Annotated in this window: 27 protein-coding genes and 1 riboswitch; of the genes, 16 read left to right on the plus strand and 11 right to left on the minus strand. The window is 68.3% G+C overall.

Translation table 11 applies throughout. The features are described 5' to 3' along the window. Positions 1 to 3: 3 nt before the first annotated feature. Positions 4 to 777, minus strand: coding sequence for a YebC/PmpR family DNA-binding transcriptional regulator (locus tag AB4Y68_RS03590; RefSeq protein WP_441454140.1), 774 nt, complete (start codon positions 775 to 777; stop codon positions 4 to 6). A gap of 126 nt (positions 778 to 903) precedes the next feature. On the opposite strand from AB4Y68_RS03590, the gene AB4Y68_RS03595 reads away from it, so the two are divergent. Then, positions 904 to 1,110, plus strand: coding sequence for a hypothetical protein (locus AB4Y68_RS03595; RefSeq protein WP_441454141.1), 207 nt, complete (start codon positions 904 to 906; stop codon positions 1,108 to 1,110). A gap of 132 nt (positions 1,111 to 1,242) precedes the next feature. Here the strand turns inward: AB4Y68_RS03595 and AB4Y68_RS03600 are convergent, their stop codons facing one another. From AB4Y68_RS03600 to AB4Y68_RS03615, 4 genes are all read right to left on the minus strand, one after another. After that, positions 1,243 to 1,650 (minus strand): DUF805 domain-containing protein, encoded by a 408-nt coding sequence (locus AB4Y68_RS03600; protein WP_441454142.1) that lies wholly within the window; start codon positions 1,648 to 1,650, stop codon positions 1,243 to 1,245. Then, a complete protein-coding gene (locus tag AB4Y68_RS03605) occupies positions 1,643 to 2,488 on the minus strand; it encodes a ribokinase (RefSeq protein ID WP_441454143.1) in 846 nt (281 codons plus the stop codon). The genes AB4Y68_RS03600 and AB4Y68_RS03605 overlap by 8 nt, the downstream gene beginning before the upstream one ends. Next, entirely contained in the window at positions 2,485 to 3,420 is a 936-nt protein-coding gene (locus AB4Y68_RS03610) for a nucleoside hydrolase (protein ID WP_441454144.1), read from the minus strand. The genes AB4Y68_RS03605 and AB4Y68_RS03610 overlap by 4 nt, the downstream gene beginning before the upstream one ends. A gap of 196 nt (positions 3,421 to 3,616) precedes the next feature. Continuing rightward, the gene (locus AB4Y68_RS03615; protein ID WP_441454145.1) at positions 3,617 to 4,294 is read right to left on the minus strand and encodes an aspartate/glutamate racemase family protein; all 678 of its coding nucleotides are present in this window, start codon (positions 4,292 to 4,294) and stop codon (positions 3,617 to 3,619) included. A gap of 188 nt (positions 4,295 to 4,482) precedes the next feature. Between AB4Y68_RS03615 and AB4Y68_RS03620 the strand changes: the two genes are divergently transcribed. Then, positions 4,483 to 5,049 (plus strand): DUF11 domain-containing protein, encoded by a 567-nt coding sequence (locus AB4Y68_RS03620; protein WP_441454146.1) that lies wholly within the window; start codon positions 4,483 to 4,485, stop codon positions 5,047 to 5,049. Positions 5,050 to 5,109: 60 nt separating this feature from the next. On the opposite strand, the gene AB4Y68_RS03625 is transcribed toward AB4Y68_RS03620, so the two are convergent. Next, positions 5,110 to 6,111, minus strand: coding sequence for a D-cysteine desulfhydrase (locus tag AB4Y68_RS03625; protein ID WP_441454147.1), 1,002 nt, complete (start codon positions 6,109 to 6,111; stop codon positions 5,110 to 5,112). Positions 6,112 to 6,330: 219 nt separating this feature from the next. Continuing rightward, positions 6,331 to 6,440: riboswitch (TPP riboswitch) on the plus strand. Between the two features lie 68 nt (positions 6,441 to 6,508). On the opposite strand from AB4Y68_RS03625, the gene thiC reads away from it, so the two are divergent. From thiC to AB4Y68_RS03645, 4 genes are all read left to right on the plus strand, one after another. After that, positions 6,509 to 8,428, plus strand: a complete 1,920-nt coding sequence (gene thiC / locus AB4Y68_RS03630; RefSeq protein ID WP_441454148.1) for a phosphomethylpyrimidine synthase ThiC — start codon at positions 6,509 to 6,511, stop codon at positions 8,426 to 8,428. A gap of 155 nt (positions 8,429 to 8,583) precedes the next feature. Next, positions 8,584 to 9,939, plus strand: coding sequence for a KAP family P-loop NTPase fold protein (locus tag AB4Y68_RS03635; protein WP_441454149.1), 1,356 nt, complete (start codon positions 8,584 to 8,586; stop codon positions 9,937 to 9,939). A 1-nt stretch (position 9,940) separates the two neighbouring features. Continuing rightward, a complete protein-coding gene (locus AB4Y68_RS03640; RefSeq protein ID WP_441454150.1) occupies positions 9,941 to 10,279 on the plus strand; it encodes a hypothetical protein in 339 nt (112 codons plus the stop codon). Between the two features lie 71 nt (positions 10,280 to 10,350). Next, entirely contained in the window at positions 10,351 to 11,229 is an 879-nt protein-coding gene (locus tag AB4Y68_RS03645; protein WP_441454151.1) for a hypothetical protein, read from the plus strand. 155 nt (positions 11,230 to 11,384) lie between these two features. Here AB4Y68_RS03645 and AB4Y68_RS03650 read toward each other — a convergent pair whose 3' ends face one another. Beyond that, positions 11,385 to 12,059 (minus strand): DsbA family oxidoreductase, encoded by a 675-nt coding sequence (locus tag AB4Y68_RS03650; RefSeq protein WP_441454152.1) that lies wholly within the window; start codon positions 12,057 to 12,059, stop codon positions 11,385 to 11,387. Between the two features lie 74 nt (positions 12,060 to 12,133). Continuing rightward, entirely contained in the window at positions 12,134 to 12,421 is a 288-nt protein-coding gene (locus AB4Y68_RS03655; protein ID WP_441454153.1) for a hypothetical protein, read from the minus strand. 122 nt (positions 12,422 to 12,543) lie between these two features. Between AB4Y68_RS03655 and AB4Y68_RS03660 the strand changes: the two genes are divergently transcribed. The 3 genes from AB4Y68_RS03660 to AB4Y68_RS03670 are packed head-to-tail and all read left to right on the plus strand — an operon-like array spanning position 12,544 to position 14,255. Then, entirely contained in the window at positions 12,544 to 13,323 is a 780-nt protein-coding gene (locus AB4Y68_RS03660; RefSeq protein ID WP_441454154.1) for a ribonuclease T2 family protein, read from the plus strand. 47 nt (positions 13,324 to 13,370) lie between these two features. Continuing rightward, the gene (locus tag AB4Y68_RS03665; protein WP_441454155.1) at positions 13,371 to 13,748 is read left to right on the plus strand and encodes a hypothetical protein; all 378 of its coding nucleotides are present in this window, start codon (positions 13,371 to 13,373) and stop codon (positions 13,746 to 13,748) included. Positions 13,749 to 13,775: 27 nt separating this feature from the next. Next, complete coding sequence (locus tag AB4Y68_RS03670) at positions 13,776 to 14,255, plus strand: hypothetical protein (protein WP_441454156.1); 480 nt, start codon at positions 13,776 to 13,778, stop codon at positions 14,253 to 14,255. Here AB4Y68_RS03670 and AB4Y68_RS03675 read toward each other — a convergent pair. The 3 genes from AB4Y68_RS03675 to AB4Y68_RS03685 form a co-directional block, all read right to left on the minus strand. Further along, on the minus strand, positions 14,252 to 15,205 hold the full coding sequence (locus AB4Y68_RS03675) for a hypothetical protein (protein ID WP_441454157.1): 954 nt from the start codon (positions 15,203 to 15,205) through the stop codon (positions 14,252 to 14,254). The two genes, AB4Y68_RS03670 and AB4Y68_RS03675, sit on opposite strands and share 4 nt — an antisense overlap. 98 nt (positions 15,206 to 15,303) lie before the next feature. Beyond that, on the minus strand, positions 15,304 to 16,086 hold the full coding sequence (locus tag AB4Y68_RS03680; RefSeq protein ID WP_441454158.1) for an ABC transporter permease: 783 nt from the start codon (positions 16,084 to 16,086) through the stop codon (positions 15,304 to 15,306). Beyond that, entirely contained in the window at positions 16,086 to 17,021 is a 936-nt protein-coding gene (locus AB4Y68_RS03685) for an ABC transporter ATP-binding protein (protein ID WP_441454159.1), read from the minus strand. The genes AB4Y68_RS03680 and AB4Y68_RS03685 overlap by 1 nt, the downstream gene beginning before the upstream one ends. A gap of 161 nt (positions 17,022 to 17,182) precedes the next feature. Between AB4Y68_RS03685 and AB4Y68_RS03690 the strand changes: the two genes are divergently transcribed. From AB4Y68_RS03690 to AB4Y68_RS03720, 7 genes are all read left to right on the plus strand, one after another. Next, positions 17,183 to 18,514 carry a PQQ-dependent sugar dehydrogenase gene (locus AB4Y68_RS03690; protein WP_441454160.1) on the plus strand — a complete coding sequence of 444 codons (1,332 nt, stop codon included), beginning with the start codon at positions 17,183 to 17,185 and terminating at the stop codon, positions 18,512 to 18,514. A gap of 251 nt (positions 18,515 to 18,765) precedes the next feature. Next, entirely contained in the window at positions 18,766 to 20,565 is a 1,800-nt protein-coding gene (locus AB4Y68_RS03695; RefSeq protein WP_441454161.1) for a long-chain-acyl-CoA synthetase, read from the plus strand. Positions 20,566 to 20,662: 97 nt separating this feature from the next. Next, positions 20,663 to 21,532 carry a flagellar motor stator protein MotA gene (gene motA / locus AB4Y68_RS03700; protein ID WP_441454162.1) on the plus strand — a complete coding sequence of 290 codons (870 nt, stop codon included), beginning with the start codon at positions 20,663 to 20,665 and terminating at the stop codon, positions 21,530 to 21,532. Positions 21,533 to 21,708: 176 nt separating this feature from the next. Continuing rightward, positions 21,709 to 22,017, plus strand: a complete 309-nt coding sequence (locus AB4Y68_RS03705; protein WP_441454163.1) for a hypothetical protein — start codon at positions 21,709 to 21,711, stop codon at positions 22,015 to 22,017. Positions 22,018 to 22,195: 178 nt separating this feature from the next. After that, on the plus strand, positions 22,196 to 22,465 hold the full coding sequence (locus AB4Y68_RS03710; RefSeq protein WP_441454164.1) for a hypothetical protein: 270 nt from the start codon (positions 22,196 to 22,198) through the stop codon (positions 22,463 to 22,465). 115 nt (positions 22,466 to 22,580) lie between these two features. Then, positions 22,581 to 24,413, plus strand: a complete 1,833-nt coding sequence (gene mnmC, locus AB4Y68_RS03715; protein ID WP_441454165.1) for an FAD-dependent 5-carboxymethylaminomethyl-2-thiouridine(34) oxidoreductase MnmC — start codon at positions 22,581 to 22,583, stop codon at positions 24,411 to 24,413. Between the two features lie 58 nt (positions 24,414 to 24,471). Further along, entirely contained in the window at positions 24,472 to 24,885 is a 414-nt protein-coding gene (locus AB4Y68_RS03720) for a DUF6491 family protein (protein ID WP_441454166.1), read from the plus strand. Positions 24,886 to 24,961 lie beyond the last annotated feature (76 nt).

Raw genomic sequence — 24,961 nt, forward strand, 5'->3', positions numbered from 1 at the left:
GGATCAGCCCGCGTACTTGGCCGCGTCCTCGTCCGAGATGTCTTCGTTGGAATAGACCGACGACACGTCGTCCTCGGCGTCCAGGGCGTCCAGCAGCTTGAACAGGGTGCCGACGGCCTCGCCGGTGACCGGCACTTCCGACTGCGGCCTCCAGACGATGGCGGTCGACTTGGGGTCGCCCAGCACCTTGGACATGGCCTCGGCCACCTCGTTCAGGTCCTCGAAGGCGGTCCAGATGGTGTGGCCCGGCGCATCCTCATAGATGTCCGGCTTGACCAGGTCGCTCTCGACGTCCTGAGCGCCGGCCTCGATGGCGGCTTCCATGACCTCGTCTTCGCTGCCAGCCTCGGCCTTGTAGATGATCTGGCCGACCTTATCCCACATGAAGGCGACCGAGTTCATCTCGCTCAGCGCCCCGCCGTTCTTCTTGAACGCGGCGCCGATGTTGGAGGCCGCGCGGTTGCGGTTGTCGGTCAGGGCCTCGACGATGATGCCCACGCCGCCGGGGCCCCGGCCCTCGTAGCGGACCTCTTCCATCGTATCGACGTCGCCGCCGGCGGCCTTGTTGATGGCGCGCTGGATGACGTCCTTGGGCAGGCTTTCCGCCTTGGCGTTGTTGACCGCCAGACGCAGACGCGGGTTCAGCGCCACATCGGGCATCCCCGACTTGGCCGCCACGGTGATGTCGCGCGACAGCTTGGAGAACAGCTTTGAGCGCTGGGCGTCGGCGCGCCCCTTGCGGTGCATGATGTTCTTGAATTTCGAGTGGCCGGCCATGAATCTCGCTGCCCGATTTCTGAAACGTGAGGCGAGGCCTTTACTGGATGTGCGATCCTCTGTCACGACTGGGAACCGCCCGACTGCGCCGGGGATTTAGCGCAGGCCTGTAATTAGGAGACGCCGATGGCCGCCGACGACACCTATCTGGACGACGCCTATGACGAAGGCCTCGACCACGCCCATGCCGGCGAGATCGTGGAATGGTACGCCAAGCGCCCGGTCACCGTGTCCACCGCTGCCGCCACCGGCTCCCTCGTCGCCGCCTTCGCCCTGGGCGCCCTGACCGCCGTCGGAACCCTGCTCCTGCTGCGCCAGTACGACGAGCGCTGAACACGCCCCCTCTCCCTCCCCTTCATGGGGAGGGTGGTCGCGCAGCGACCGGGTGGGGAGGGCGAGGCGATACGGAGCGCGGCGGCTGATTGGTCTTCCGTCCCCTCAAACGGACGGACAGTGGGCGATGTTCTAGGCCCGCATATCCGCCAGGGATCGCCCTGGGCGAGCACCGAAGCGGTTTGCTTCTGCGTCGCCGGGCCAGATGCCGATCACCAACGCAACCGCGATCGACAGCAGCCCCAGGGCCATAGTCGACTGCGCCTCGGAAATCGGCAGAACGTCTCCCAGCAACCCGCGAGCGAACCCGACCCCGAACGGAATCAGCGCCCACCACGCCGTCCGTCCGAAGTCATGCAATCGCCGCCCGGCGACCAGCAGCCACAAGGGCAGCGTCACGAAGCCCGCATAAACTGAAAGCAGCGGCGCTGTTGCGACAAATAGGGCGACGATCCCCCCGATCAGCAGCCAGTAAAGACGCCGGTTCGTCCGTCCCTTGAAAACCTGAAGAACCCGATTTGGCCTAGCAACTTCAGTCATTGAGCAACCCCTCGACCTCATCGCGCGTCCCCAGCGACGGCTGCGCGCCCGGCCGCGTGGCGGCCAGCGCCCCCGCCGCACAGGCGAAGTGCAGCGCCGCATCCGGCGCCATCCCGTCCAGCAGCGCCACGACAATGGCGCCGACAAAGGCGTCGCCCGCCCCCGTCGCGTCAATGGCGTGCACGCGCGGCGGCACGGCCCAGGCCATCTCCACCCCGCGCTGATACATGGCGGCGCCGCGCGCCCCCTTGGTCACCACCACCCGACCGCCGCCCGCGTGCAGGGCGTCGCCGTAGAAGGCGGCCTCGGTCTCGTTGACCACGATCAGATCGGCCCGCCGCAGCAGGGCCTCCGACACCGGAGCGGCGGGCGCCAGGTTGACGCAGACGAAGTCCGTCGCCCGCCCCACCGCCGCCTCGACCGTCTCGATCGGCAGCTCCAGTTGGGCGATCAGCGGCGTCTCGATGCGCGCCGGCAGCTGTTCCGCCGTCACCGCATGATTGGCCCCGGCGGCGACCACGATCTGGTTCTCGCCCGAGGGATCGACTGCGATCAGGGCCACCCCCGTCGGCGCGTCCCTGTCCGTCTCGACGCCGGACAGATCGACGCCGTCGGCGCGCAGCAGGGCGGTGGCCGCCCCCGCCATCTCGTCCTCGCCCACGCGACCGATCAGTCTGACCTCGGCGCCCAACCGCCGCGCGGCCAGGGCCTGATTGGCGCCCTTGCCGCCCGGATGGCGGGCCAGGGTCGCCCCCGTCACCGTCTCGCCCGGCGCCGGCAGGCTGGGGGCCGAGGCGACGATGTCCAGATTGATCGACCCGACGACGGTGATCCTCATTGACCCGCTCCCAGTCTCTCGGTGATCAGGGCGAAGACCCCGTCCGCATCCGCCTTCGTCGCCCAGAAATGATGCGCAGCCGCCGCCTCGACGCGGAACTCCACCGCCGTATGCCCGCGCGTCAACTCGCTCTCCGTCTCCACCTCGATCCGGCAGGGCGCCAGCGCGAACAGCTCGGGCTTCAGCAGCCAGGCCACGGTGCAGGGGTCATGCAGCGGCCCCGCGTCCCAGCCGACGATCTCGCGCTCGGTCCGCTGCGAGAAGCGCAGCATCCCCGCCGCCGCCCGCGCCGAGGCCGTGTCCACCGCCTCAATGGCGGCGATCCGATCCTCGGTCGCCCGCACCTGATGCGTGACGTCCAGCCCCATGACGATCATCCGGCAGCCCGAGGCGAACACCTCCGCCGCCGCGTCCGGGTCGGCCCAGATGTTGAACTCGGCCGAGGCGGTGATGTTGCCGCCCTCTGACCGCGCCCCCCCCATCACCACCACCGGCCCCAGATGCGCCGCCAGCCTCGGCTCGGACCGCATCGCCAGCGCCAGATTGGTCATCGGCCCCATGACGGCCAGGGCCACGGACCCGGCGGGTCGTTCCATCACCAGCCGCACGATGGCCTCGGCGGACGTCCCCTCGCCTGCCGGCGCCTCCGGCTCGAACGGCGTCAGGTCGCCCAGCCCCTCGGCGCCATGGAACTCGCCCGCCCCCGCCGGCTCGCGCCGCAAAGGCCGCTCGGCCCCGACAAAGACCGGCGCCTCCTCGCGCCCGGCGATCTGGCGCAGGATGCGGGCGTTCCTCGCCGTCTTCTCGGCGCTGACATTGCCCCCGACCGTGGTCACGGCCAGCAAGTCGAACGCGGGAGAGGCGAAGGCGGTCAGCAACCCCGTGGCGTCGTCGACGCCGGGATCGCAATCAATGATGAGAGACTGTTTCACCCAGCCGGTGTGCCGCGTGACGGCGCGCGAGGCAACCGCCGCGCCCCTATCCTTCTCCCCTTGCGGGAGAAGGTGGCTGGCGAAGCCAGACGGATGAGGGGTCGCACCGCCCTCAACTTCACAGCCCGTCACCCGTCGCAAAACCCCTCATCCGGCCCTACCGGGCCACCTTCTCCCGCAAGGGGAGAAGGGCAAATTACAGACACGCCTCGACGCACACCCTCGCCAGCACCTCGGCCGAGTCCGTCAGCGGCACCGCCACATCCGTCGCATCCAGCAACAGCGGCACCTCGGTGCAGCCGCCGATGACGCCCTCGGCCCCCGCCGCGACCAGGGCCCCCGCCAGGTCGCGCATCGCCGCGCGCTGCTTCGGCCCGACGTCGCCGCCCTTGACCCCGAACACCACCGTCATGAAGCGGGCGCGGTCGGCCTCCGACAGCCGCACCATCTCGACGCCTTCGTTCGCCAGCGCCGTGGCGTAGAGCGCCTCGCCCCCCGGCGTCGCCAGCACCCCGATCCGCCGCGCGCCGCCGGCTTTCGCCGCCCCAACCTTCGCGGCCTTGGCCGTCTCAACCACCATGTCGATGAACGGCAGGCCCGCCGCCCGGATCGCCCCGGCATGGGCGTGGGCGGTATTGCACGGCATGGCCAGGACCTCGGCCCCCGCCGCCTTCAGCCGCACCGCCATCTCGCCCAGGATCCGCCCCGCCGCCTCGGGCTGGGTGTGCCGGTTCGGCACCTGCGGATTGATGTCGGCAATCACATGGATGTGGTCCTCATCCCCCCTGGCCGGGGTCAGGGCCTGCACCCGCGCCAGAAAGGCCACCGTCGCCGCCGGCCCCATGCCCCCCAGAACGCCCAGAATCTTGCTCATCTCAACCTTCAGCGCCGACCGACCGTAAGCGTGGATTCACTCCGGCTCTCGCCGCCTTCTTCGAGGCTTCCTCCGCTCACAGCCAGAGATTTTTTCAGCCCGGCTAGAGCCCGCCCCACGCCAAGCTTCACATTGACGCGCTTCGCCTTGCATGGGAGTCGTCGCCACATCCACGGGAGGGGCAGAAGATGAAGCGATATATCGGACTGGTGTGCGGAGCCTTGCTCTCGGCCGCGGCGACGACGGCGGCGGCGCAAAGCGCCGACCTGTCGATCACCAAGACCGACGGCCAGACGACGGCGACGGCGGGCACCAATGTCGCCTATACGATCACCGCCTCCAACGCGGGGCCGGACATGGCGGCGAGCGCCATGGTTACCGACATCCTTCCCGGCTGGCTGACGTTTGTTTCGCTGGCCGCACCTGGCGGATGGACCTGCACGACGCCCCCGGTCGGCGTGAGCGGGGCGGTCACTTGCTCGACGGCAGGGTTCGCGAGCGGCGCCTCGGCCACATTCTCGCTGACGACGCAGTTGTCCCCGGCAGCGGTCGGCGCTTTCTCGAACACGGCCACCATCACCTCTGCGACCGCTGACCCGACCCCTGGCAACAACAGCGCGGCGGACGTTGACACCGCGGTGGCCGCCCCGCCCGCCCCGGTGCCGACGCTTACGGAATGGGCGATGATCCTGTTCGGCCTCGTGCTGGCCGGCGGCGCGGCGCTCCATCTTCAGCGCCGACGCGCCGCCGCCTGATTGATCGAAGGGGCGGCGGTTCAGGGCTCGCTTGCGCGCCGTCCCGGTCCCGCCGCCTCGTTACCCGATCATCGGCTCCAGCTCGCCCTGATAGCCGAACAGCCCCTGCGCCCCGCCGGTGTGCAGGAAGACCACCGTCTCGTCCTTGAACCGCCTGGCCTTGGCCAGGGCGATCAGCCCCTTCATCGCCTTGCCGGTATAGACCGGGTCCAGCAGCAGGCCGTCGGTCCGCGCCGCCAGTTTCAGCGCTTCGATCACCGCCTGATCGATCAGGCCGTATCCGGCCCCGACATAGTCGCAGTCGGCGACCACCATCTCGTCCTTGACCCGGTCGGGATGGCCCAGCAGCGACGCCGTCTCCCGCGCCAGTTTCAGCACGTTGGCCTCCTGCTTGTCCTTGGGCGCCCGCACCCCGATGCCCAGCACCGGAATGTCCGCCCCCATGACCGCCAGACCGGCGACCAGGCCCGCGTGCGTCCCCGCGCTGCCGGTCGCGGTGACGATGCGGCTGACGGCCAGATCCAGTTCGTCGGCCTGGACCACGATCTCGCGGGCGCAGTCGACATAGCCCAGCGCTCCGACCGCGTTCGAGCCGCCGCCCGGAATGACATAGGGCTTGCCGCCCCGCGCCCGCACCGCTTCCGCCGTCTTCTCCAGTTCGGCCGCCATGTCGGCCCCGCCCGGCACGCGGCGGATCACTGCCCCGTACAGCCGGTCCAGCAGGACGTTGCCATTCTCGACATAGTCCGTCGCCGTCGAGCCGGTCCGCTCCTCCAGGATGATCTCGCACTTCAGCCCGTGCGCCGCCGCCGCCGCCGCCGTCTGGCGCACGTGGTTCGACTGCACCGCCCCTTGCGTCACCAGGGTGTCGGCGCCGACCTCAAGTGCGTCCCCCAGCAGGAACTCCAGCTTGCGGGTCTTGTTGCCGCCGCCGGCCAGGCCGGTGCAGTCGTCGCGCTTGATCCAGAGGTCGACGCCTAGCGCCTCCGACAGCCGCGGCGCGGGCTCCAGAGGGGTCGGCAGATGGGCCAGGCGGACGCGGGGAAAGCGGGCGAGATGCATGGTCGGGGGCTCCGGTTCAATAATCATGGCTAACACGCAAATTCTTGCGGAACCAAGTTTCAGGTCCGTGGTTATGTGATCGGACCCGTCGGACGCCCCCCAACCCCGACGACGTCTGTGGCGGCCCGGCCTTAACGCCCCCCCGACTGAGAAGCCGGGCCGCCCCCCTCCCCTCCTTGCGCCATCGGCTTGACCCCAACGCGGAACCGGCTAGGTTCGCCACGTTCTCCGGGGGGTCGCAATTGAGCGGCTGAGATTGAGGTTTTTCCTCTGACCCGTCGAACCTGATCCGGGTCATGCCGGCGAAGGGATGGGAAACGCTTTGGTCGCTGGCGGCTTTACGCCATGGGACCGCCTCGCCCGACGTCGGCGGACCTCTTGAAGCACAGAGGCCGCCATGAACATCGCCGTCACCCCGACTCCGACCACGCCCGCAGAACCCAATATCGAACTGCCCCTCGCCGAAGCCCGCAAGGCCGTCGAGGCCGAGACCGGCCGCATCCCCACCGGCCCGCGCGCCGGGGGCGTCAAGGTCTATGTGGCGGGCGAGCTCTACCCCGACATCCGCGTCCCCTTCCGCGAGGTCGCCGTCCACCCCAGCGCCAATGAGCCGCCGGTGACGATGTATGACTCGTCCGGCCCCTACACCGACCCCACCGCGACCATCGACATCAAGCGCGGCCTGCCCCGCGTCAAATCCAGCTGGCAGCTGGATCGCGGCGACATCGCCCCCGTGGCCAATCCGCGCGAGGTCAAACCCGAGGACAACGGCCACGCCTCGGGCAAGAACCTCGCCCCCCGCTTCGACACCTCGCACCACCACGTCTTCAAGGGCGTCGAGGGCCGCCCGGTGACGCAGTACGAGTACGCCCAGGCCGGCGTCATCACGCCCGAGATGGAATACGTCGCCATCCGCGAGAACCTGCGCCGCGAACAGAACGCCCCCTGCATCCGCGACGGCGAAGACTTCGGCGCCTCCATCCCCGACTTCGTCACCCCCGAGTTTGTGCGCCAAGAGATCGCCCGCGGCCGCGCCATCATCCCGCACAACATCAACCACCCCGAAGTCGAGCCGATGATCATCGGCCGCAACTTCCTGGTGAAGATCAACGCCAACATCGGCAACTCGGCCGTCCTCTCCAGCGTCGATGACGAGGTCGACAAGCTGGTCTGGGCCACCCGCTGGGGCGCCGACAACGTCATGGACCTGTCGACGGGCCGCAACATTCACAACATCCGCGACTGGATCATCCGCAACTCGTCGGTCCCCATCGGCACCGTGCCCATCTATCAGGCGCTGGAGAAGGTGAACGGCGTCGCCGAGGACCTGACCTGGGAGGTGTTCCGCGACACCCTGATCGAACAGGCGGAACAGGGTGTGGACTACTTCACCATCCACGCGGGCGTGCGCCTGCCCTTCGTGCCGATGACGGCCAAGCGCGTGACGGGCATCGTCTCGCGCGGCGGCTCCATCATGGCCAAGTGGTGCCTGGCCCACCACAAGGAGAGCTTCCTCTACGAGCACTTCGAGGACATCTGCGACATCATGCGGGCCTACGACGTCTCGTTCAGCCTCGGCGACGGCCTGCGCCCCGGCTCCATCGCCGACGCCAATGACGAGGCCCAGTTCGCGGAGCTGCGCACCCTCGGCGAACTGACCAAGATCGCCTGGGCCAAGGGCTGCCAGGTCATGATCGAAGGCCCCGGCCACGTGCCGATGCACAAGATCAAGGCCAACATGGATGAGCAGCTCAAGCACTGCCACGAGGCGCCCTTCTATACGCTTGGCCCGCTGACCACCGACATCGCCCCCGGCTACGACCACATCACATCGGCCATTGGCGCGGCCATGATCGGCTGGTTCGGCACGGCCATGCTCTGCTACGTCACGCCCAAGGAGCACCTGGGCCTGCCCGACCGTCAGGACGTCAAGGACGGCGTCATCACCTACAAGATCGCCGCCCACGCCGCCGACCTGGCCAAGGGCCACCCTGCCGCCCGGATGCACGACGACGCCCTGTCACGCGCCCGCTTCGAGTTCCGCTGGGAGGACCAGTTCAACCTCGGCCTCGACCCCGAAACCGCCCGCAAATACCACGACGCCACCCTGCCCAAGGAGGCGCACAAGACCGCCCACTTCTGCTCCATGTGCGGCCCCAAGTTCTGCAGCATGAAGATCAGCCAGGACATCCGCCGCGACGCCCTGGCCCAGAACGACGCGGGCGCCAGCCTCGCGGCCCAGGAAGCCGAAGCCGGCATGGCCGAAATGAGCGCGAAGTTCAGAGCGGGGGGCGGGGCGATTGAGGTGAAGGTCTAGCCGCCCCGCTCACCCTGGCCCATGCCGGGATCGGGACTTTGGACGCGAGGCGGCTTCGGTTAGCCTCGCGTCCGATCCTCTGTGCGGAGCGCGGTCAAGGAGCAACGTTCCGCGAATCGGCGCATCGTTTATTTCCCGCTCACAGTGAGAAATCGATGCGCCTTTTCCCGCCCCCTTTTGAAGTCACCCTTGACGAAGGTTTTTCTCCAGAGCGCGATCTTTTCGGCCGCGCCCCGATAGCCGAGGGCCTGACTCGCCTTGTGGGCAGTTTGGACCAGCCAATAGTGCTCGGCCTCGACGGTGACTGGGGTAGCGGGAAAACGACATTCCTTCGCTTTTGGACGGGTGAGCTTCGCAAAGCAGGTTTCCCCGTAGTTTTTTTCGACGCTTTTCAAAACGACTACGCAGAAGACGCGTTCATTGCGTTGGCCGGTGAGGTTTTCGCCCTACTCGAAGAAAACAAGAAAGATCATTCCAAGGTAGCTAAGAAGTTTGCGTCGAAAGCAGCCAGCGCGGGAAAAGTCCTACTCCGCAGCGGCCTTAAGATCGGCGTCAAAGCTGCCACAATGGGGGCCCTAAACGGCACCGACCTAGCAGATCTGGCCGACGCAGTATCTGATGGATCGGCGGAGGCCTTCGACGCCAACATCGGAGAAATGATTACCAAACAATCGGCTCATAGAAGTGCGATTGATGAGTTCAAGATTGCGCTCTCTGATCTTCCCTCCCTGCTCGCAAAACCGTCTGAAGGAGAGGGACAAAAGCCTCTAATTTTTATAATCGACGAACTTGATCGGTGTCGGCCAGCGTTCGCTCTAGCTCTCCTTGAACGCGTGAAGCACTTCTTCTCGGTCCCACATGTTCATTTCGTGCTTGGTATGAATTCCAACCAACTCGCGAATTCCGTCAAGGCCATATACGGCCCCGGAATAGACGCTCGTACGTACCTTCAAAAATTCATCCACCTCACTTGGACCCTTAGCCAAAGGGAGCGCTATGCGTCCGACCGGGCTCGCGGAAAGTATGTTCGTTACTTAAATCAAGCGATGGGGTTTCAGGGCAAGGATGCAGAGGTAGCCAAAGGGGCCCTTGCATTTGTCGGAGCCATTGCAGAGCACCGCAGCCTTTCGTTTAGAACGATCGAGCGGGTCATGGCCGTGATTGCATTGGCCGTTGTTACCACCCCTGAAAGCCAACTTCGCGTTTCGCCGCTGGTTGGCGGCCTGGCCCTGATGAAGGTTCTTGAGCCATCGCTATTTGTAAAAGCAAAAGAAGGTCGCCTTACATGGCACGAGGCGAGCGATTTCCTAATTTTGGACGAACTCCAGAAAGACACCGAACACAGCTGGGGATGGGCTAGCAGCTGGTGGCAATACGTAACCGATCCAGAATGCCCACCTGAACTAATAGAAGAAATGCGGCGCGGACTTTTTACATTCAACATTGGTGATAGACTCGATATTCTCACATACACGGCCGATGTAGTAATGGACAACGTGACGTTGCGATAACTTGGGTCTCGACATACCCACACTCGTCCTCCTCGCCGGGCCGAACGGCGCCGGCAAGACCACCTTCATCAACGGCTTCCTGCGGGAACGGGCCGAGGCGTTTCAGTTCGTCAATCCCGACGAGGTGGCGCAGCCCCTCTTTCGTCATCCTCCGGCAAGCCGCGCCTTCGCGGCGCAGACCGGGGGACCCAGCGGCGCGCGAGAGCGCGACCCTGTCGCGAACGCCAACGCGTCAAATACCCTGCCTGAACAGATCGCCTTCGGCGCCGCTGGGTCCCCCGATCTCCCCCCGCTTTCGCGGGGGTCGTCGGAGGATGACGGAAGAAGGGGGAACGGCTAGAGGGCGCCACCCCCGTCCGATCCTGACGCACCCGTCCTCCAACCTCCTTCCCGCAGGCAGGAGGAGGCGAGATGGACGACGCGCGGGAGGCATACTGGCACGAGGGCGAGCCCCGGATCATCGCCTCTGGGCGGTGGGAGCAGGATGAGCTCGGCGACGTCACCTACATCCCGGACCGTGTCCGGCCCTCGACCGCCCCCGACCCGAGGGCGCCCGCCGAGGCGGACGGGCCCCCTGTCGGCGGCGACGCCGGACCAGAGGCCCCCCATGGCGTCATGGGTGACGTCATGGGCGACCCCGCAGGCGACCCCACTGGCGACACTGGCTATCGCGTCCGCTCGGAGCGGACCTGGGCGGCGGCGCGGCGCGACTATCTGGCCGGAGACTCAGCCGAGGCCGTCTGCGCCCGCTATGACCTGAAGCTGGGAACCCTGCGGTCCCGCGCCGCGCGCGAGGGCTGGCGCCGCAGCGACATCGACGACGTCTGGCCCGATCCGCAGGACGAGGAAGCCCCCGCCGCCCCGCCAGACCTGGCCCAGATGGCGGCCCAGGCCCTGATGCGGCTGAACCGCGCCTTGCAGCGCGGCCGCGCCGTCGAGGCCGCCTCCTGGCTGCGCACCTGGCGCGCCCTGACCGACCCCGCCCTGCTGGCCGCCGTCACGCCGGAACCCGAACCCGATCCCGCCGCTGCGCTGGACGCCGACCTGAAAGCCGTCGCCGAGGTCGCCCGCGACGCCGCCCTCCTGTCCCCCGACGACCACGCCGGCCGCCGCGCCATCGAGGCCCGCATGACCGCCCTCAAGGCCCGCCTCGATCCCGAGGGGACGATTTCAGACGATTCAGACGAATTGGACTCTGTTTTTCTGGAAACGAATCCGCCGCCTCCCGTCCCTTCTCCCCTTGCGGGTGGAGGAAGCTCGCACCGCGAGCTGACGACGGGTGGCCCGTAAGGGCCGGATGAGGGGTCTCTCCGCCCTCAAAAACAGCAAAAGGCCGGACGAAGGCGCAACCCCTCATCCGACCTCGCTTCGCTCGCCCACCTTCTCCCGCAAGGGGAGAAGGAGTCTTAGTGCGCTAACGCCCTTCGGGCTGCTTGAGCGCGCCCTTAAACCTCCGCGGCGATCTTCCGCAGCGCCTCTTCAAAGGCCGCCGCCGGCTGGCCGCCGCTGATCAAATACTTGCCCTCGACCACCACGGCGGGGACCGAGGTGATGCCCCGCGCCCGCCACAGGTCCTCGGCGCCGCGCACCTCCTGGGCATAGCGGCCCGAGGCCAGCACCTCGGCCGCCTCGGCCCGGTCCAGCCCCGCCGCCTCGGCCGCCTGGGTCAGGACCCCGGCGTCGGTCAGGTTGCGGCCCTCGGTGAAGTGGGCGGCGAACAGGGCGCGCTTCAGCGCCGCCTGCTGGTCGGGCGCCGCCTCGCCCGCCCAGTGCAGCAGGCGGTGGGCGTCGAAGGTGTTCCAGATGCGGCTGTCGTCGCCCATCCGCATGTCAAAGCCAACCTCGGCGGCGCGCTCGCGGATCATGACGCGGTTGGCCGCCGACTGCTCGGGGGTGGAGCCGTATTTGCGGCCGATGTGCTCGACGATGTTCTCGCCCTCGGGCGCCATCTGCGGGTTCAGTTCGAACGGCTGGAATCTCACATCCGCTGTGACGCCCTCGTCCTTCAGCGTCTCCAGGGCCGTCGTCAGCCCGCCCAGCCCGACCACGCACCAGGGGCAGACCACGTCCGAGACGAAGTCGATCTTCAGGGTCTTCAGAACGGGGGCGGCGTCGGTCATGGGAGCGGTTCCTCGGGCAGGGTTATCCGCACCATATGGTGTTGCTGATCGCCGCCGCTACCCCTCCGGGCGCCCTAAGCCCCCTTCCGCCCCATCAGGGGCGACAGGGTCTGGTTGACCTCGTCCATGACCGAACCCTTGCCCGCCGCGACGCGGGCCTCCAGCTCGTCGGCGCGGGCCTGAAGGCGGCGGATCTCCTCGACGCGGGGATCGCTCTCCGGCACGGCGACCAGGGCCGCCCGGCGGGCCTCGATCTCGGCCAGCAGGGCGTCGAAGCGCATGTGATCCAGCCCCTCGCCCTGTTCGAACAGGGCGATCGCCTCTTCCAGGGCGGCCTCGAAGGCGTTGCGGTCGTCGGGCATGGGGGCTCCTCAACACTGACGCTTTGTGGAATGAGCGGAGCGGGCGCCGGGTTCCGTCTCGACCGTCGCCGACTTAACGGTTAGGCGTCGGAAACCGTCCTGTCCGACCCGGAGCCTGCGCCATGCGGCCGACCTTGCTGCCCTCGCCCGCCGTCTGGGGCGCCGTCCTGAGCGCCGCCGTGCTGCTGGCCGGCTGCGAGCCTCGCCTGTCGCCGCCCGTCCTGACGGCCTCGCCCGCGGTCGCGACCTGCGCCGTTCCCGCCGACCTGAGCCCCGCCCGCCCCTATACGCCCCCCGCGGACGAGGTCGCCGCCGACGTGCCGGTCGCCTTCAACATGCTGGCCGTCAGCTGGTCGCCCCAGGCCTGCCGCTCGGGCAAGGACTATCCCGACGAACGCCATCAGTGCGCCCAGAACCGCTTCGGCCTGACCCTGCACGGCCTGTGGCCCAACGGCGACGGCGACAAGCACCCGCGCTACTGCAAACCGGTTTCCGGCATACCGCTGGAAACCGTGCGCAAGACCTTCTGCATGACCCCGTCGCCCAGCCTTCAGCAGCACGAATGGGCCGCCCACGGCGCCTGCGGCTGGGACAGCCCCGAGGCCTATTTCGAACAGGCGGCGCGCATGTGGAACGGCCTGAACAAGCCGGACCTTGAGGCCATCCCCGAGGCCCGTCTGACCGCCGGCGCCATCCGCGACGCCTTCGTCGCCGCCAACCCGGGCCTGCCGCGCGACGGCGTCTTCATCGCCACGACCGACGGCTGGTTCCGCGAGGCGCGGCTCTGCTACTCCAAGACCTATCGCCCCATGGCCTGCCCGCGCGGCCAGGGCGCGCCCGATCACGAGCCGCTGAAACTCGCACCCACGGGCATCTCGGCGGCGGCGCAAACGACCCGTTAACCGAAGCGGCGCAGCCTCGGCTCCGCAGTCCTAGTGGAGCGCCGCCGATGTCGACCGTGCTGACCCAGAGCTACCGCCGCCCGCGCGACCATTTCGAGCCGCAGGATCTCGACCCGCAGGAGCAGCGCCGCCTGCGCGGCCTGCTGGAGCAGATCGACTACACCGCCTTCATCTCGAACCGCGAAGTCATCGGCCAGACCCTGTCGCGGGTCGATGTCGGCACGTTTCAGAAACTGGCTGTCCTGACCGCCAGCGCCCGCGCTCGCTGGGCCGCCGAGGCCCTGCGCCTGTTGGAATCCGGCTCCGCCGTCACCCCCGACCAGACCGCCCGCCTGACCGCCGCCCGCACCGCCTATGAGGAGTTGGCCGAGGTCTATGAGGCCCTGCGCCGCATGGTCGAACGCGGATACCTGACCTTGCGCTAAGCGCTGCCGTTCCCCTTATCCAGGAGCATGAAACTCGTAGCCACACTCCTGGCGACGGCGCTGCTTCTCGCCGCCTGCCGCCCTTCGGACCGTCCTGACCAGGCGCCCCCGCCCGTGGCCGACAATCGGGCGCTCGCCGCCCTGTTCAACGCCGACCAGGCGGCGCGCAAGGACGGCGTGATCGATCTGATGGAGGTCATGGCCGACGCCGCGCGTCTGGTCGAGGTCCGTGCGATGCTCAAGCGCGGCGAGGTCAGGTCCGGCGCGGACTACTTGCGGGCAGGCCTCATCTTCCAGCACAGCCTGGAGCCGGACGACTATCTGCTGGCCCATGCGCTGGCGACCGCCGCCCTGAGCCAGGGCGAGATCTACGGCACCCAGTTCGTCCAGATTGGGGACCAGCCCATCAGACAGAGCACCCTCGACCGCGACCTCCTCACGGACGCCGTTCGCCAGGCGACCGGCGTGCCGCCCTTGGCCGAGCAGACGCCGCCGCCCAAACCCTAGTCCAGCGGCTGAGGCTTGGTGACCACCGGGGCGTTGGGATCGGTCTGAGGCGGACGCGCAGCGGTGGGCGCCGGACCGGAGGGCTGAGCCGGTTCGGGCGCCGGGGCGACCAGCACGACAGGCGCAGACACGACAGGCGCTGGCGCAACGGACGCAAGGCCGGCCGGCGGCGTCGCGGCGGACGACGGGGCCGTGTTCGCGGCCAGGGTTTCCGGCGATGCGGCGGCAGCCCGGCGCGGCGTCCGGGCGGTCGAACGCGCGGCGGATGCGGGCGTCGGGGCCGTCGCCAGAGGCGCGGCGACAGGCGCGGCGACCAGGCCGGAAGCGGCCTGGACCGCCGGAGCGGCGGGGGTCTCGGCCTCCAGCCCGGGCGAGGCGATCGGGGCCGACGACGGCGCGGCGGGCGTCGGTTGGCTGTTCGAACGGGTGATCAGCCAGGTCGCTAGCGGAGCCCCGATCACCACCACGGCGGCGGCGGTGATGTAGAGGGGCGCGCGGCTGACAGCGCTGCGGGCGGGTCGTCGCGCCGCCAAGGGCGTTGCGAAACTGGACGGCTCGACCTTGGGCGCAGCCACAACGGGCGTCGGCGCGGCTTGAGGCGCGCGAGCGGCGGCCGGCGCAGCCGGAGCCTGAACCGGCGGCAAGGGCCGGGGTGCCGGGTCGGCGGGCGCAACCGGCGCGGATGCGGGCAGCGCCGCCGTCGGCAGCGGCGCCGTGATCAGGCTGGGCGCAGCGGCCGGTTGCGGTGCGCGGCGCGGCACCAGCGAACCGGCAAAGACCCCGCTCGAGGCCGGGCGCGGCGCAGCAGGACGAGGTGTCGGCGCCGCGGCCTGAGGCGGCAGGGCGCCCCCGCGCGGCAGCGGCCCGACGCGGAACACGGTCTGGGGCGGTCGGCCCCACTGAACGGGGCGGCGGGCGAAGGGAACGGGCTTGTCGTCGGCGTCGGACATTCGGGCTCCGGCGCCGGGCGGGGCGCATCACGAAAGGGTCGGCGGAGCCTCAACCTGCTGAGGGAGTTCGGCGGTTTCGTGACGCGCGGAATGCGGCCTCAGTTCTTCAGCCGGTACCCCGTCTTGAAAATCCAGCCCACCACCGCCAGGCACAGGAAGAAGAAGCCCAGCGTCGCGCTCAGACTGATCCCCACGCTGACGTCGCCGATGCCGTAGAAGGCCCAGCGGAAGCCCGAGATCAGATAGACCACCGGGTTGAACAAGGTCACCGTGCGCCAGCCGTCGGGCAGCATGTCGATCGAATAAAAGGCCCCGCCGAGGAAGGTCAGGGGCGTCACGATCAGCATGGGGATCATCTGCAGCTGTTCGAAATTCTGCGCCCAGACGCCGATGATGAAGCCGAACAGGCTGAAGGTGGTGGCGATCAGGATCAGGAAGGCCAGCATCCAGAAGGGATGCAGGATCTGCAACGGCACGAACAACGACGCCGTCGCCAGAATGATCAGCCCCAGCAGCGCCGACTTGGTCGCGGCCGCCCCGACATAGGCGATGACGATCTCGAGCGGGCTGACGGGCGCCGACAGGATCTCGTAGATAGTGCCGGTGAATTTGGGGAAATAGATGCCGAAACTGGCGTTGAAGATAGACTGGGTGAACAGGCTCAGCATGATCAGCCCCGGCACGATGAAGGCGCCGTAGGGCACGCCGCCGATCTCGGTCATGCGGCTGCCGATGGCCCCGCCGAAGACGACGAAATACAGGGCCGTGGTGATCACCGGAGTGACGATCGACTGCCACAGGGTGCGCAGCGCCCGCGCCATCTCGAAGCGATAGATGGCCCAGACGCCCCGTGGATTGGCGCCGTGTCCGTTGAACGTCATCACACATCCTCCCGATCGCGGTGGACCAGGCTGACGAAGATGTCTTCCAGCGAGCTCTGGCGGGTGTTCAAATCCTTGAAGGCGACGCCGAGCCCCTCCAGCTTGCGCAACAGGGTCGGCACGCCTGTGTCCTCGGCCTGGGCGTCAAAGGCGTATTCCAGTTCGCCGCCCTCGTTCCTCAGGCTCAGGTCCCATTCAGCCAGTTCCGGCGGGATCGCCGCCATCGGCGTCTGCAGATTCAGGGTTAGGGTCTTCTTGCCCAGCTTCGTCATCAGGACGGCCTTGTCCTCGACCAGGATCAGTTCGCCCTTCAGGATGACCCCCACCCGATCGGCCATCTCCTCGGCCTCCTCGATATAGTGGGTGGTCAGGATGATGGTGACGCCCCGATCACGCAGTTGACGCACCAGGGCCCACATGTCGCGGCGCAGTTCCACGTCCACGCCCGCCGTCGGTTCGTCCAGGAACAGGATATCAGGCTCGTGGCTCAGGGCCTTGGCGATCATGACCCGGCGCTTCATCCCGCCGGACAGGGTCATGATCTTGGCGTCCTTCTTGTCCCACAGGGACAGTTCACGCAGCACCCTTTCGATATGGGCCGGGTTCGACGCCTTGCCGAACAGGCCGCGACTGAAGGTGACGGTGGCCAGGACGGTCTCGAAGGCGTCGGTCGTCAGTTCCTGCGGCACCAGGCCGATGCGCGTGCGCGCGGCGCGGTAGTCCTTGAGGATGTCGAAGCCCTCGGCCGTCACCGTCCCGCTCGACGGCGTGACGATGCCGCAGACGATGGAGATCAGGGTGGTCTTGCCCGCCCCGTTCGGCCCCAGCAGGGCGAAGATCTCGCCCTTGCGGATATTCAGATCGACGTGCTTCAGCGCCTGAAGCCCGGACTTATAGGTCTTGGTCAGACCCTCGATGGCGATCACGGACGTCATGAGCCCTCCCGGCATAGGTTCGCAGATAGGCAGGCCGCAGGACGCGCTCAAGAGCGCCGTTCCGCAAGGCCGGATCATTTCGCGCGCCGCGCATCCGACGCGGGGCTATGATGTCGGGTCTCCGGGCCTTCCCGCCCGATCCGAACGCCGAGGGTCCGCCCATGCTTCGCCGCCGCCTCGCCCCGCCCCTCGCTTTGGCCCTCGCCCTGGCCGCCTGCGGCGCGGAAAAGGCCCTGCCCGTGAGCGCCGGTTTCGGCCCGAACCCGCAACTGCCGGCGGCGCATATCCAGACCATCCCCACGGTGAAGATCGCCCCCGCCGTCGGCTGGCCTCCCGGGCGGACGCCGGTCGCGGCCGCGGGCCTGCAGGTCAACGCCTTCGCCACGGGACTGCACCATCCGCGCTGGCTCTATGAACTGCCCAACGGCGACGTTCTGGTCGCCGAGACCAACGCCCCGGCCAAACCCGCCGAAAGCGGCGGCGGCGGCGTTCGCGGCTGGTTCGAGCGCGGCGTCATGGGCCAGGCGGGCGCGGGCGTGGCCAGCGCCGACCGCATCACCCTGCTGCGCGACGCCGACGGTGACGGCACAGCCGAAACCAGGACCGTCTTCCTGTTCGGCCTGACCTCGCCCTTCGGCATGGCCCTGATCGGCGATCGCCTCTATGTCGCCGACGCCGACGCCCTGGTCGCCGTCCCCTATCGCGCCGGCCAGACCCGGATCACCGCCGTCCCGGTCAAGGTCGCGGACCTGCCCGCCGGCCGCAATTACCACTGGACCAAGAGCCTGGTCGCCTCGGCCGACGGCTCGAAGCTCTATGTCGGGGTCGGCTCCAACTCCAACGTCGGAGAGAACGGGCTGGGCGAAGAGGTCGACCGCGCCGCCGTGCTGGAGATCGACCGCGCGACCGGCGCGCGGCGCGTCTTCGCCTCAGGTCTGCGCAATCCGGTCGGCATGGCCTGGAACCCCGAGGACGGACGGCTGTGGGTCGCGGTCAACGAACGCGACGCGCTCGGCGACGATCTGGTCCCCGACTACATGACCGCGATCACGCCGGGCGGCTTCTACGGCTGGCCATGGAGCTACTTCGGCCAGACGGTCGATCCCCGGGTCCACCCGCCCCGACCCGACATGACGGCCAAGGCCATCAAGCCCGACTACGCCCTGGGCGCGCACACCGCCTCGCTGGGGCTGACCTTCTATACGGGAACGCTGATGCCCCAGTGGCGCAACGGGGCGATCATCGGCCAGCACGGCTCGTGGAACCGCAACCCGCCATCCGGCTACAAGGTCATCTTCGTTCCCTTCCGCGGCGGCCGCCCGGCGGGTCCGCCGCAGGATGTCCTGACCGGCTTCCGCAACGACAAGGGCGAGGCCATGGGCCGTCCGGTCGGGGTTCTGGGCATCCGTTCCGGCGCGCTGCTGGTCGCGGACGACGTGGGCGACGCCGTCTGGCGCGTGACGCCAGCCCGCGCCACGCCGTCCGCCCCCTGATCCAAAGTCACGACGACGGAGGCCCAGGATCACGACGCTTCTTTCGCTTTTCAGCGATTGACGTCATCCGAAACCAACGCCGCCGACGACTGTAGACGGCACGTGGCGATATTGACCTTGGGTAACAGTCGGATGCGCGGATTTCGAGATATTCTCGGCCTGATGGCGCTTCACCACGGTCTTCCGGTTGACCCGTCGTCGCCGCCCGTCCATCACCATGGGACCACAGTTCATCGAGGGGCGGCGCAACCATGGGTCTGGCAGCGAACATCCGGCGCGATATCAAGTTCGCGAGCGGGCTGTACCGCCTCCTCAAGCGCATCAAGCCCATCACCCTCGATAGCGATGTCCTGCTCTGCGACGACATCGAGGAGGCGGTCGACAAATTCTCGGACCATGTGGCGGTCGAGGATGAAAACCGCCGCCTGACCTATCGCCAGCTGGACGCCCTGGCCAACCGCTACGCCCACTGGGCCAAGGCGCGGAACCTGAAACGGTCGGACGTCATCGCCCTGGTGATGCACAACCGCGTCGAATACCTGGCGGCCTGGATCGGCTTCTCCAAGGTCGGCGTGGCCACGGCCCTGATCAACACCAATCTGACCGGCGCGGCTTTGGCCCACTGCCTGTCCATCTCCAACGCCTTCAACGTCGTCACCGATCAGGAATCCTGGCGCGCGGTGGAAGAGGCCCGCCCCTTCATCGACCGCAGCCTGATGATCTGGGTCCACGGCCTGGCCGACGAGGACGAGACCAACAGCCGCCGCGATATCGACAATGCGGTGCGCAGCGCCTCCTCGGTGCGGCCCGACCGGGCCCTGCGCAAGGGGCTGACCAACCGCGACACGGCCCTGTTCATCTTCACCTCGGGCACCACGGGCCTGCCCAAGGCCGCGCGCATCCCCCATTCGCGGGCGCGGACCTATATGCGCGCCTTCGCCGGGGCCACCGCCTCGACGACCAAGGACGCGCTCTATAACTGCCTGCCGCTGTATCATTCGACCGGCGGTCTGGTCGGGGTCGGCTCGGTGCTGCTGAACGGGGGGCGGATGATCATCCGCCGCAAGTTCTCGGCGACCGGCTTCTGGCCCGACGTGAAGGCCTCGGGCGCCACCATGTTCGTCTATATCGGCGAGCTGTGCCGCTATTTGGTCAACTGCCCGCCGAACGAGGACGAGCGCGCCCACAAGCTGCGCCTGGCCTTCGGCAACGGCCTGCGCCCCGACGTCTGGCCCGCCTTCCAGCAGCGCTTCGGCATCAAGGACATCATGGAGTTCTACGGCTCCACCGAGGGCAACGTCTCCCTGTTCAACTTCGACGGCAAGGCGGGGGCCATAGGCCGCGTGCCCAGCTATCTGAAGTCGCAGATCAACATCCGCCTGGTCGCGCTCGACCCCGAGACGGGCGAGCCGCTGCGCCGTTCGGACGGCCTGTGCCAGCTGGTCTCGGTCGGCCAGACCGGCGAGGCCATCGGCCAGATCGCCTCGGACATCCGCCACGACTTCTCCGGCTACGCCGACAAGAAGGCCTCCGAGAAGAAGATCCTCACCGACGTCTTCAAGAAGGGCGACCGCTGGTTCCGCACCGGCGACCTGATGCGTCAGGACCGCGAGGGCTATTTCTACTTCATGGACCGCTTGGGGGACACCTATCGCTGGAAGGGTGAGAACGTCTCCACCGCCGAAGTCGAGCAGCGTCTGGCCGATGCGCCAGGCGTTCAGGAAGTCATCGCCTATGGCGTCTCCGTCCCCAGTCAGGACGGCAAGGCCGGCATGGCCGGCCTGGTGATGGAGGGCAAGTTCGACGCGGCCGCCTTCGCCGCCTACGCCGACGAGCAGCTGCCGCCCTACGCCCGCCCGGTCTTCCTGCGCCTGATGAAGTCGGCCGAGACCACCGGCACCTTCAAATACCGCAAGGTCGATCTGGTCGCCGACGGCTTCGATCTGGAGAAGGTCGACGGCCCCATCTATGTGCGCGGCGGCAAGGCCGGCTATCAGAAGCTGACGCCCAAGGCCTATGCGGCGATCATCGACGGAACGACCCGCCTCTGATTTCGCGTCCCGAACCGGGATCGGCGAAACCCGCCCTTAAGCATTAACGCCGATAACGTCGTCCTGACCCTTCTCCTGCAGGACGTCCGACCGTTTCATGTTCCAGATTATCGGCATTGTCCTGCTGTTCGGCATGGTGTTCGGCAGCTACATCCTGGGCGGCGGCAAGTTCGGCGTCATCATGCACGCCCTGCCGCATGAGTTCATGGCCATCGGCGGCGCGGGCGTGGCCGCCTTCCTGATCTCCAACAGCCTGCCGGTGATCAAGAAATCCCTTTCGGGCCTCGGCAAGACGTTCGCCGGACCGAAATGGAAGAAGCAGGATTACATTGACCTGCTCAGCCTGCTGTTCCAGCTGACCAAAACGATGAAGTCCAAGGGCGTCATCGCCCTGGAAAGCCACATCGAAAAGCCGGCCGAGAGCAGCATCTTCCAGAAATACCCCAAGGTGCTGAAGGACCATTTCGCCACCGACTTCATCTGCGACACCCTGCGGATGATGACCATGAACCTCGAGGATCCCCACCAGATCGAGGACGCCATGGAAAAACAGCTCGAGAAACATCACCACGAAGCCCTGGCCCCCGCCCACGCGCTTCAGACTCTGGCCGACGGCCTGCCCGCCCTGGGCATCGTCGCCGCCGTTCTGGGCATCGTGAAAACCATGGGCTCGATCACGGAGCCGCCGGAAGTCCTGGGCGGCATGATCGGCGGCGCCCTGGTCGGCACCTTCCTCGGCGTCTTCCTGGCCTATGGCCTGGTCGGCCCCTTCGCCGCCCGCCTGACCGCGATCATCGAAGAGGAAGGCGCCTACTACAAGATCATCCAGTCGGTGCTGGTCGCCCACCTGCACGGCAACGCCGCCCAGATCTCGGTCGAGATCGGCCGCGGCGACATCCCCTCGACGGCCCAGCCGTCCTTCACCGAGATGGAAGAAGCTCTGGCGGCGGCGCCGATGGACGCCTGACCCGCGACAAACACGGATCAATCACGCCCGATCTCCAGGGCTCACGAACGCGTGCGGGCCCGTCGCGCCACCCCGGCGCTTACGAAGAACAAGGGTTGCCGTCGCCCCTCTTGTCGCGTTACGCCTGTCGGCGGCGGGGTTTTCCGCCAATCCATGGATCTCAAAGAGGGTATGTCATGACTATCCGTCGCCTGATGATCGTCGCCGCCGGCCTGAGCGCCCTGTCGCTGGCCGCCTGCCAGAAACCTGCCGAGAAGAAGACCGAAGAAGCGGCTGCGGCCGCTGATGCCGCCGCCAATACGGCCGGGACCGCCGCCGACCAGGCCGCTATGGCCGCCAACCAGGCCGCCGGCGCCGCCACCGACGCCGCCGCTTCCGCCGGCGCCGCCAGTGAAAAAGCCGCCGACGCCGCCGGCGCCGCCATGACCGCGGCCCCCGCCGCCGAGAAGGCCCCCGAGAAGGCGCCCGCCAAACCCGCCTACTAAGCCGGTTCAGACGAACGCAAAGGGCCGCTTCGACATCCGTCGAGGCGGCCTTTTTTCATGGGCGTAACGCGAGTTCACGAACGCGTGAGAATTTCGCTTGCGGTTTCGCTCACGATCCCGTTATCTCCTCCCAGCGAGGATTCATGATCTCGCGGTTCCCTTCTGAAGGATAAAAACTATGCGCATCACCGCTCTGATCGCCGCTTCGGCCGCCGCTCTGGCCCTGGCTGCTTGCCAACCGGCCGCCACCGACAAGGCTGAAGACGCCGCTGCCGACGCCACGGACGCCGCTGCGACCGCTACGGACGCCGCCGCCACCGCCGACGCCGCCGCCACCGACGCTGCCGCCGCTGCTGGTGAAGCCGCTGCCGCCGCTCCGGCTGCTGACGCCGCTGCTGCTCCGGCCGCCGCTGCTCCGGCCGCTGCCGCTCCGGCTGCTGCTCACTAAGACTTACGTCTTGGATCGCGGCCTCCGGGTCGCGATGCGGAAAGGGGTCGCCTTCGGGCGGCCCCTTTTTTCGTGCGCGCTATCCAGTCGCGCCGGGGGCGGTTAAAGCCCGGCCATGGCCGATGAACTGCCCGACGACGTAACCGACAACGCCTCTCCCAAGCTGTTCTGGGCCGAGGACGGCTCGCCGCGCTCCGGCCGTTTCGGCGACGTCTATTTTTCCAGGGACGACGGCCTGGCCGAGACCCGCGCCGTCTTCCTCGAGGGCTGCGGCCTGCCCGAGGCCTGGGCCGGACGCGCTGACTTCACCGTCGCCGAACTGGGCTTCGGCACCGGGCTGAACATCGTGGCCCTGCTGGACCTGTGGCGCCGCGCCCGACCGGACCACGGCCGCCTGCACGTCTTCTCCATCGAAGGCTTCCCCCTGACCCGCGACGAGGCCGCGCGCGCCCTGGCCGCCTGGCCCGAACTGGCCGAGACCGCCGCCGCCGTTCTCGCCGTCTGGCCGGAAGGAACGCCCGGCTTCCACCGTCTCGACCTGCCGCAATGGAACGTCGCCGTCGATCTGGCCGTGGGCGACGTCCAATGGGCGTTGGCCCAATGGTCCGGCCCCGCCGACGCCTGGTTCCTGGACGGCTTTTCGCCCGCGCTGAACCCCGGCATGTGGTCGGCCGAGATCATGGCCCTGATCGCCGCCCGCTCCGCGCCCGGCGCGCGGGTCGCCACCTTCACCGTCGCCGGCGCCGTGCGGCGCGGTCTGGCCGAGCAGGGCTTCGTCGTCGAAAAGAAGCCCGGCCACGGCCGCAAGCGCGAACGGCTTGAAGCGCGCCTGCCCTCGCCGCCCCCCACGCCGGCGCCGCCGCGCCATGTCGCGGTGGTCGGCGCCGGGATCGCCGGGGCCTCGGTCGCGCGCGCCCTGATCGCCGGCGGGGCTCGCGTCACCGTCATCGAGGCCGACCGCCCCGGCGCGGGCGGCTCGGGCTTTCCCGCCGCCCTGGTGACGCCCCGCCTCGACGCCGGAGACGCGCTGATCGCCGGCTTCCACGCCCAGGCGCTGGAACGCGCCCGCACCCTCTACCGCGCCCTGCCCGAGGCGGTGATCGCCGAAGGCGTGCTGCAACTGGAACAAGCTCCGCGCGACGCCGTCCGCTTCGACAAGATCGCGGCCCAGGACCTGTGGCCGGTCGGCGCCATGACCCGGCTGGACGCCGCCGCCTGCGCCGAACGCCTGGGCGAGCCGGTCCAGACCGGCGGCTTGCTGATGCAGAGCGGGCTGGCGCTGCGGCCCTCGGCGGTGCTGGAACCGTGGCTGGCGGGCGCGGCGCGTCGGCAGGCGACCGTCGCCGTGGTCGAACGCGGCGAGGACGGCTGGCGGCTGCTGGACGGCGATGGCGAGCCCATCGTCGAGGCCGACGCCGTGGTGCTGACCGCGGGATGGGGCGTCGCCGCCCTCGCCGAAACGCCGCTCTCGCCCGTCGCCGGTCAGGCGGACTGGGTCGAGGGGCCGACGAGCGCGCCGACGGCCTGGGGCGGTTACGCCGCGCCCACCGGTTCGGGCCTGCTCTTCGGCGCGACCCACGAACGAGGCGTGACCGACGTCACGCCCGACGACGCAGGTTCGGCGCACAATCTGAGCGCCCTGGCGGCCGCCCGCCCGCATCTGGCCGAAGCCGTCGCCAGGGCCCCTGACCGTCAGCGTCGCAAGGCCGTGCGCGCCACCACGCCCGACCGCCTGCCGATTTCAGGCCGTCTGGAACACCATTCCGGACTGTTCATTCTGGGCGGCCTGGGGTCGCGCGGCTTCTGCGTCGCCCCCCTGCTGGGCGAGGATCTGGCGGCCCAGATTCTGGGCCGGCCTTCGCCCCTGCCACAGGCGGCCCGGCAACGACTGTCGCCTGCGCGTTTCGCGTCCGCCGAATGCAACCCCCAGGCCGGTTCGGACGCTTAGAAAGCCAAGGTTCATCATTCCGACAGTAGGAAACGCACAGCTTTCACGGAGCTCCCCCATGTCGCGCCTCATCCCTTTGCTTCTGGTCGCCGTTTCCGGCGTCGCCGCCCTGGCCGGGTGTGCTCCGACCACGTCGACCGAACGCGCGACATCGGTCGGCCCGGAACGCCAGTGCATGTTCCAGGATCAGATCCAGAGCTTCCGCATCCGCTCGCCGGATCAGACCATCTTCATTCGTGGATCGGGCAAGACGGTGTTCGAACTGGAGACGGCCGGCTATTGCCCCAACCTGGAAGACGCCATGGGACTGGCCTTCCTGCCGCAACGCGGACTGGATCGCCTGTGCACCGGCGACTGGACGATGGTCGTGCCCTCCGGCGCGACGCCCCCGGTCACGCCCTGCCGCGTCCGCATCGTCAAACGCCTGAGCGAGGCCGAGGTCGCGGCCCTGCCCGAGCGCGACCGCCCCTGACGACGGAATTTTCCTGCGCCCGCAGCCGGCGGATTACTTCGCGGTAATGGTGGCGTGCGAGGTTTGAGGACGCTTC

Source organism: Brevundimonas sp. 2YAF1, from assembly GCF_052114745.1.
GTDB lineage: Bacteria > Pseudomonadota > Alphaproteobacteria > Caulobacterales > Caulobacteraceae > Brevundimonas.

Bases quoted from the DNA above. Each gene is read 5' to 3' on its own strand.
- AB4Y68_RS03590 (WP_441454140.1), bottom strand. From the start codon at position 777: ATGGCCGGCCACTCGAAATTCAAGAACATCATGCACCGCAAGGGGCGC.
- AB4Y68_RS03595 (WP_441454141.1), top strand. From the start codon at position 904: ATGGCCGCCGACGACACCTATCTGGACGACGCCTATGACGAAGGCCTC.
- AB4Y68_RS03600 (WP_441454142.1), bottom strand. From the start codon at position 1,650: ATGACTGAAGTTGCTAGGCCAAATCGGGTTCTTCAGGTTTTCAAGGGA.
- AB4Y68_RS03605 (WP_441454143.1), bottom strand. From the start codon at position 2,488: ATGAGGATCACCGTCGTCGGGTCGATCAATCTGGACATCGTCGCCTCG.
- AB4Y68_RS03615 (WP_441454145.1), bottom strand. From the start codon at position 4,294: ATGAGCAAGATTCTGGGCGTTCTGGGGGGCATGGGGCCGGCGGCGACG.
- AB4Y68_RS03620 (WP_441454146.1), top strand. From the start codon at position 4,483: ATGAAGCGATATATCGGACTGGTGTGCGGAGCCTTGCTCTCGGCCGCG.
- AB4Y68_RS03625 (WP_441454147.1), bottom strand. From the start codon at position 6,111: ATGCATCTCGCCCGCTTTCCCCGCGTCCGCCTGGCCCATCTGCCGACC.
- thiC (WP_441454148.1), top strand. From the start codon at position 6,509: ATGAACATCGCCGTCACCCCGACTCCGACCACGCCCGCAGAACCCAAT.
- AB4Y68_RS03635 (WP_441454149.1), top strand. From the start codon at position 8,584: ATGCGCCTTTTCCCGCCCCCTTTTGAAGTCACCCTTGACGAAGGTTTT.
- AB4Y68_RS03645 (WP_441454151.1), top strand. From the start codon at position 10,351: ATGGACGACGCGCGGGAGGCATACTGGCACGAGGGCGAGCCCCGGATC.
- AB4Y68_RS03650 (WP_441454152.1), bottom strand. From the start codon at position 12,059: ATGACCGACGCCGCCCCCGTTCTGAAGACCCTGAAGATCGACTTCGTC.
- AB4Y68_RS03655 (WP_441454153.1), bottom strand. From the start codon at position 12,421: ATGCCCGACGACCGCAACGCCTTCGAGGCCGCCCTGGAAGAGGCGATC.
- AB4Y68_RS03660 (WP_441454154.1), top strand. From the start codon at position 12,544: ATGCGGCCGACCTTGCTGCCCTCGCCCGCCGTCTGGGGCGCCGTCCTG.
- AB4Y68_RS03665 (WP_441454155.1), top strand. From the start codon at position 13,371: ATGTCGACCGTGCTGACCCAGAGCTACCGCCGCCCGCGCGACCATTTC.
- AB4Y68_RS03670 (WP_441454156.1), top strand. From the start codon at position 13,776: ATGAAACTCGTAGCCACACTCCTGGCGACGGCGCTGCTTCTCGCCGCC.
- AB4Y68_RS03675 (WP_441454157.1), bottom strand. From the start codon at position 15,205: ATGTCCGACGCCGACGACAAGCCCGTTCCCTTCGCCCGCCGCCCCGTT.
- AB4Y68_RS03680 (WP_441454158.1), bottom strand. From the start codon at position 16,086: ATGACGTTCAACGGACACGGCGCCAATCCACGGGGCGTCTGGGCCATC.
- AB4Y68_RS03685 (WP_441454159.1), bottom strand. From the start codon at position 17,021: ATGACGTCCGTGATCGCCATCGAGGGTCTGACCAAGACCTATAAGTCC.
- AB4Y68_RS03690 (WP_441454160.1), top strand. From the start codon at position 17,183: ATGCTTCGCCGCCGCCTCGCCCCGCCCCTCGCTTTGGCCCTCGCCCTG.
- AB4Y68_RS03695 (WP_441454161.1), top strand. From the start codon at position 18,766: ATGGGTCTGGCAGCGAACATCCGGCGCGATATCAAGTTCGCGAGCGGG.
- motA (WP_441454162.1), top strand. From the start codon at position 20,663: ATGTTCCAGATTATCGGCATTGTCCTGCTGTTCGGCATGGTGTTCGGC.
- AB4Y68_RS03705 (WP_441454163.1), top strand. From the start codon at position 21,709: ATGACTATCCGTCGCCTGATGATCGTCGCCGCCGGCCTGAGCGCCCTG.
- AB4Y68_RS03710 (WP_441454164.1), top strand. From the start codon at position 22,196: ATGCGCATCACCGCTCTGATCGCCGCTTCGGCCGCCGCTCTGGCCCTG.
- mnmC (WP_441454165.1), top strand. From the start codon at position 22,581: ATGGCCGATGAACTGCCCGACGACGTAACCGACAACGCCTCTCCCAAG.
- AB4Y68_RS03720 (WP_441454166.1), top strand. From the start codon at position 24,472: ATGTCGCGCCTCATCCCTTTGCTTCTGGTCGCCGTTTCCGGCGTCGCC.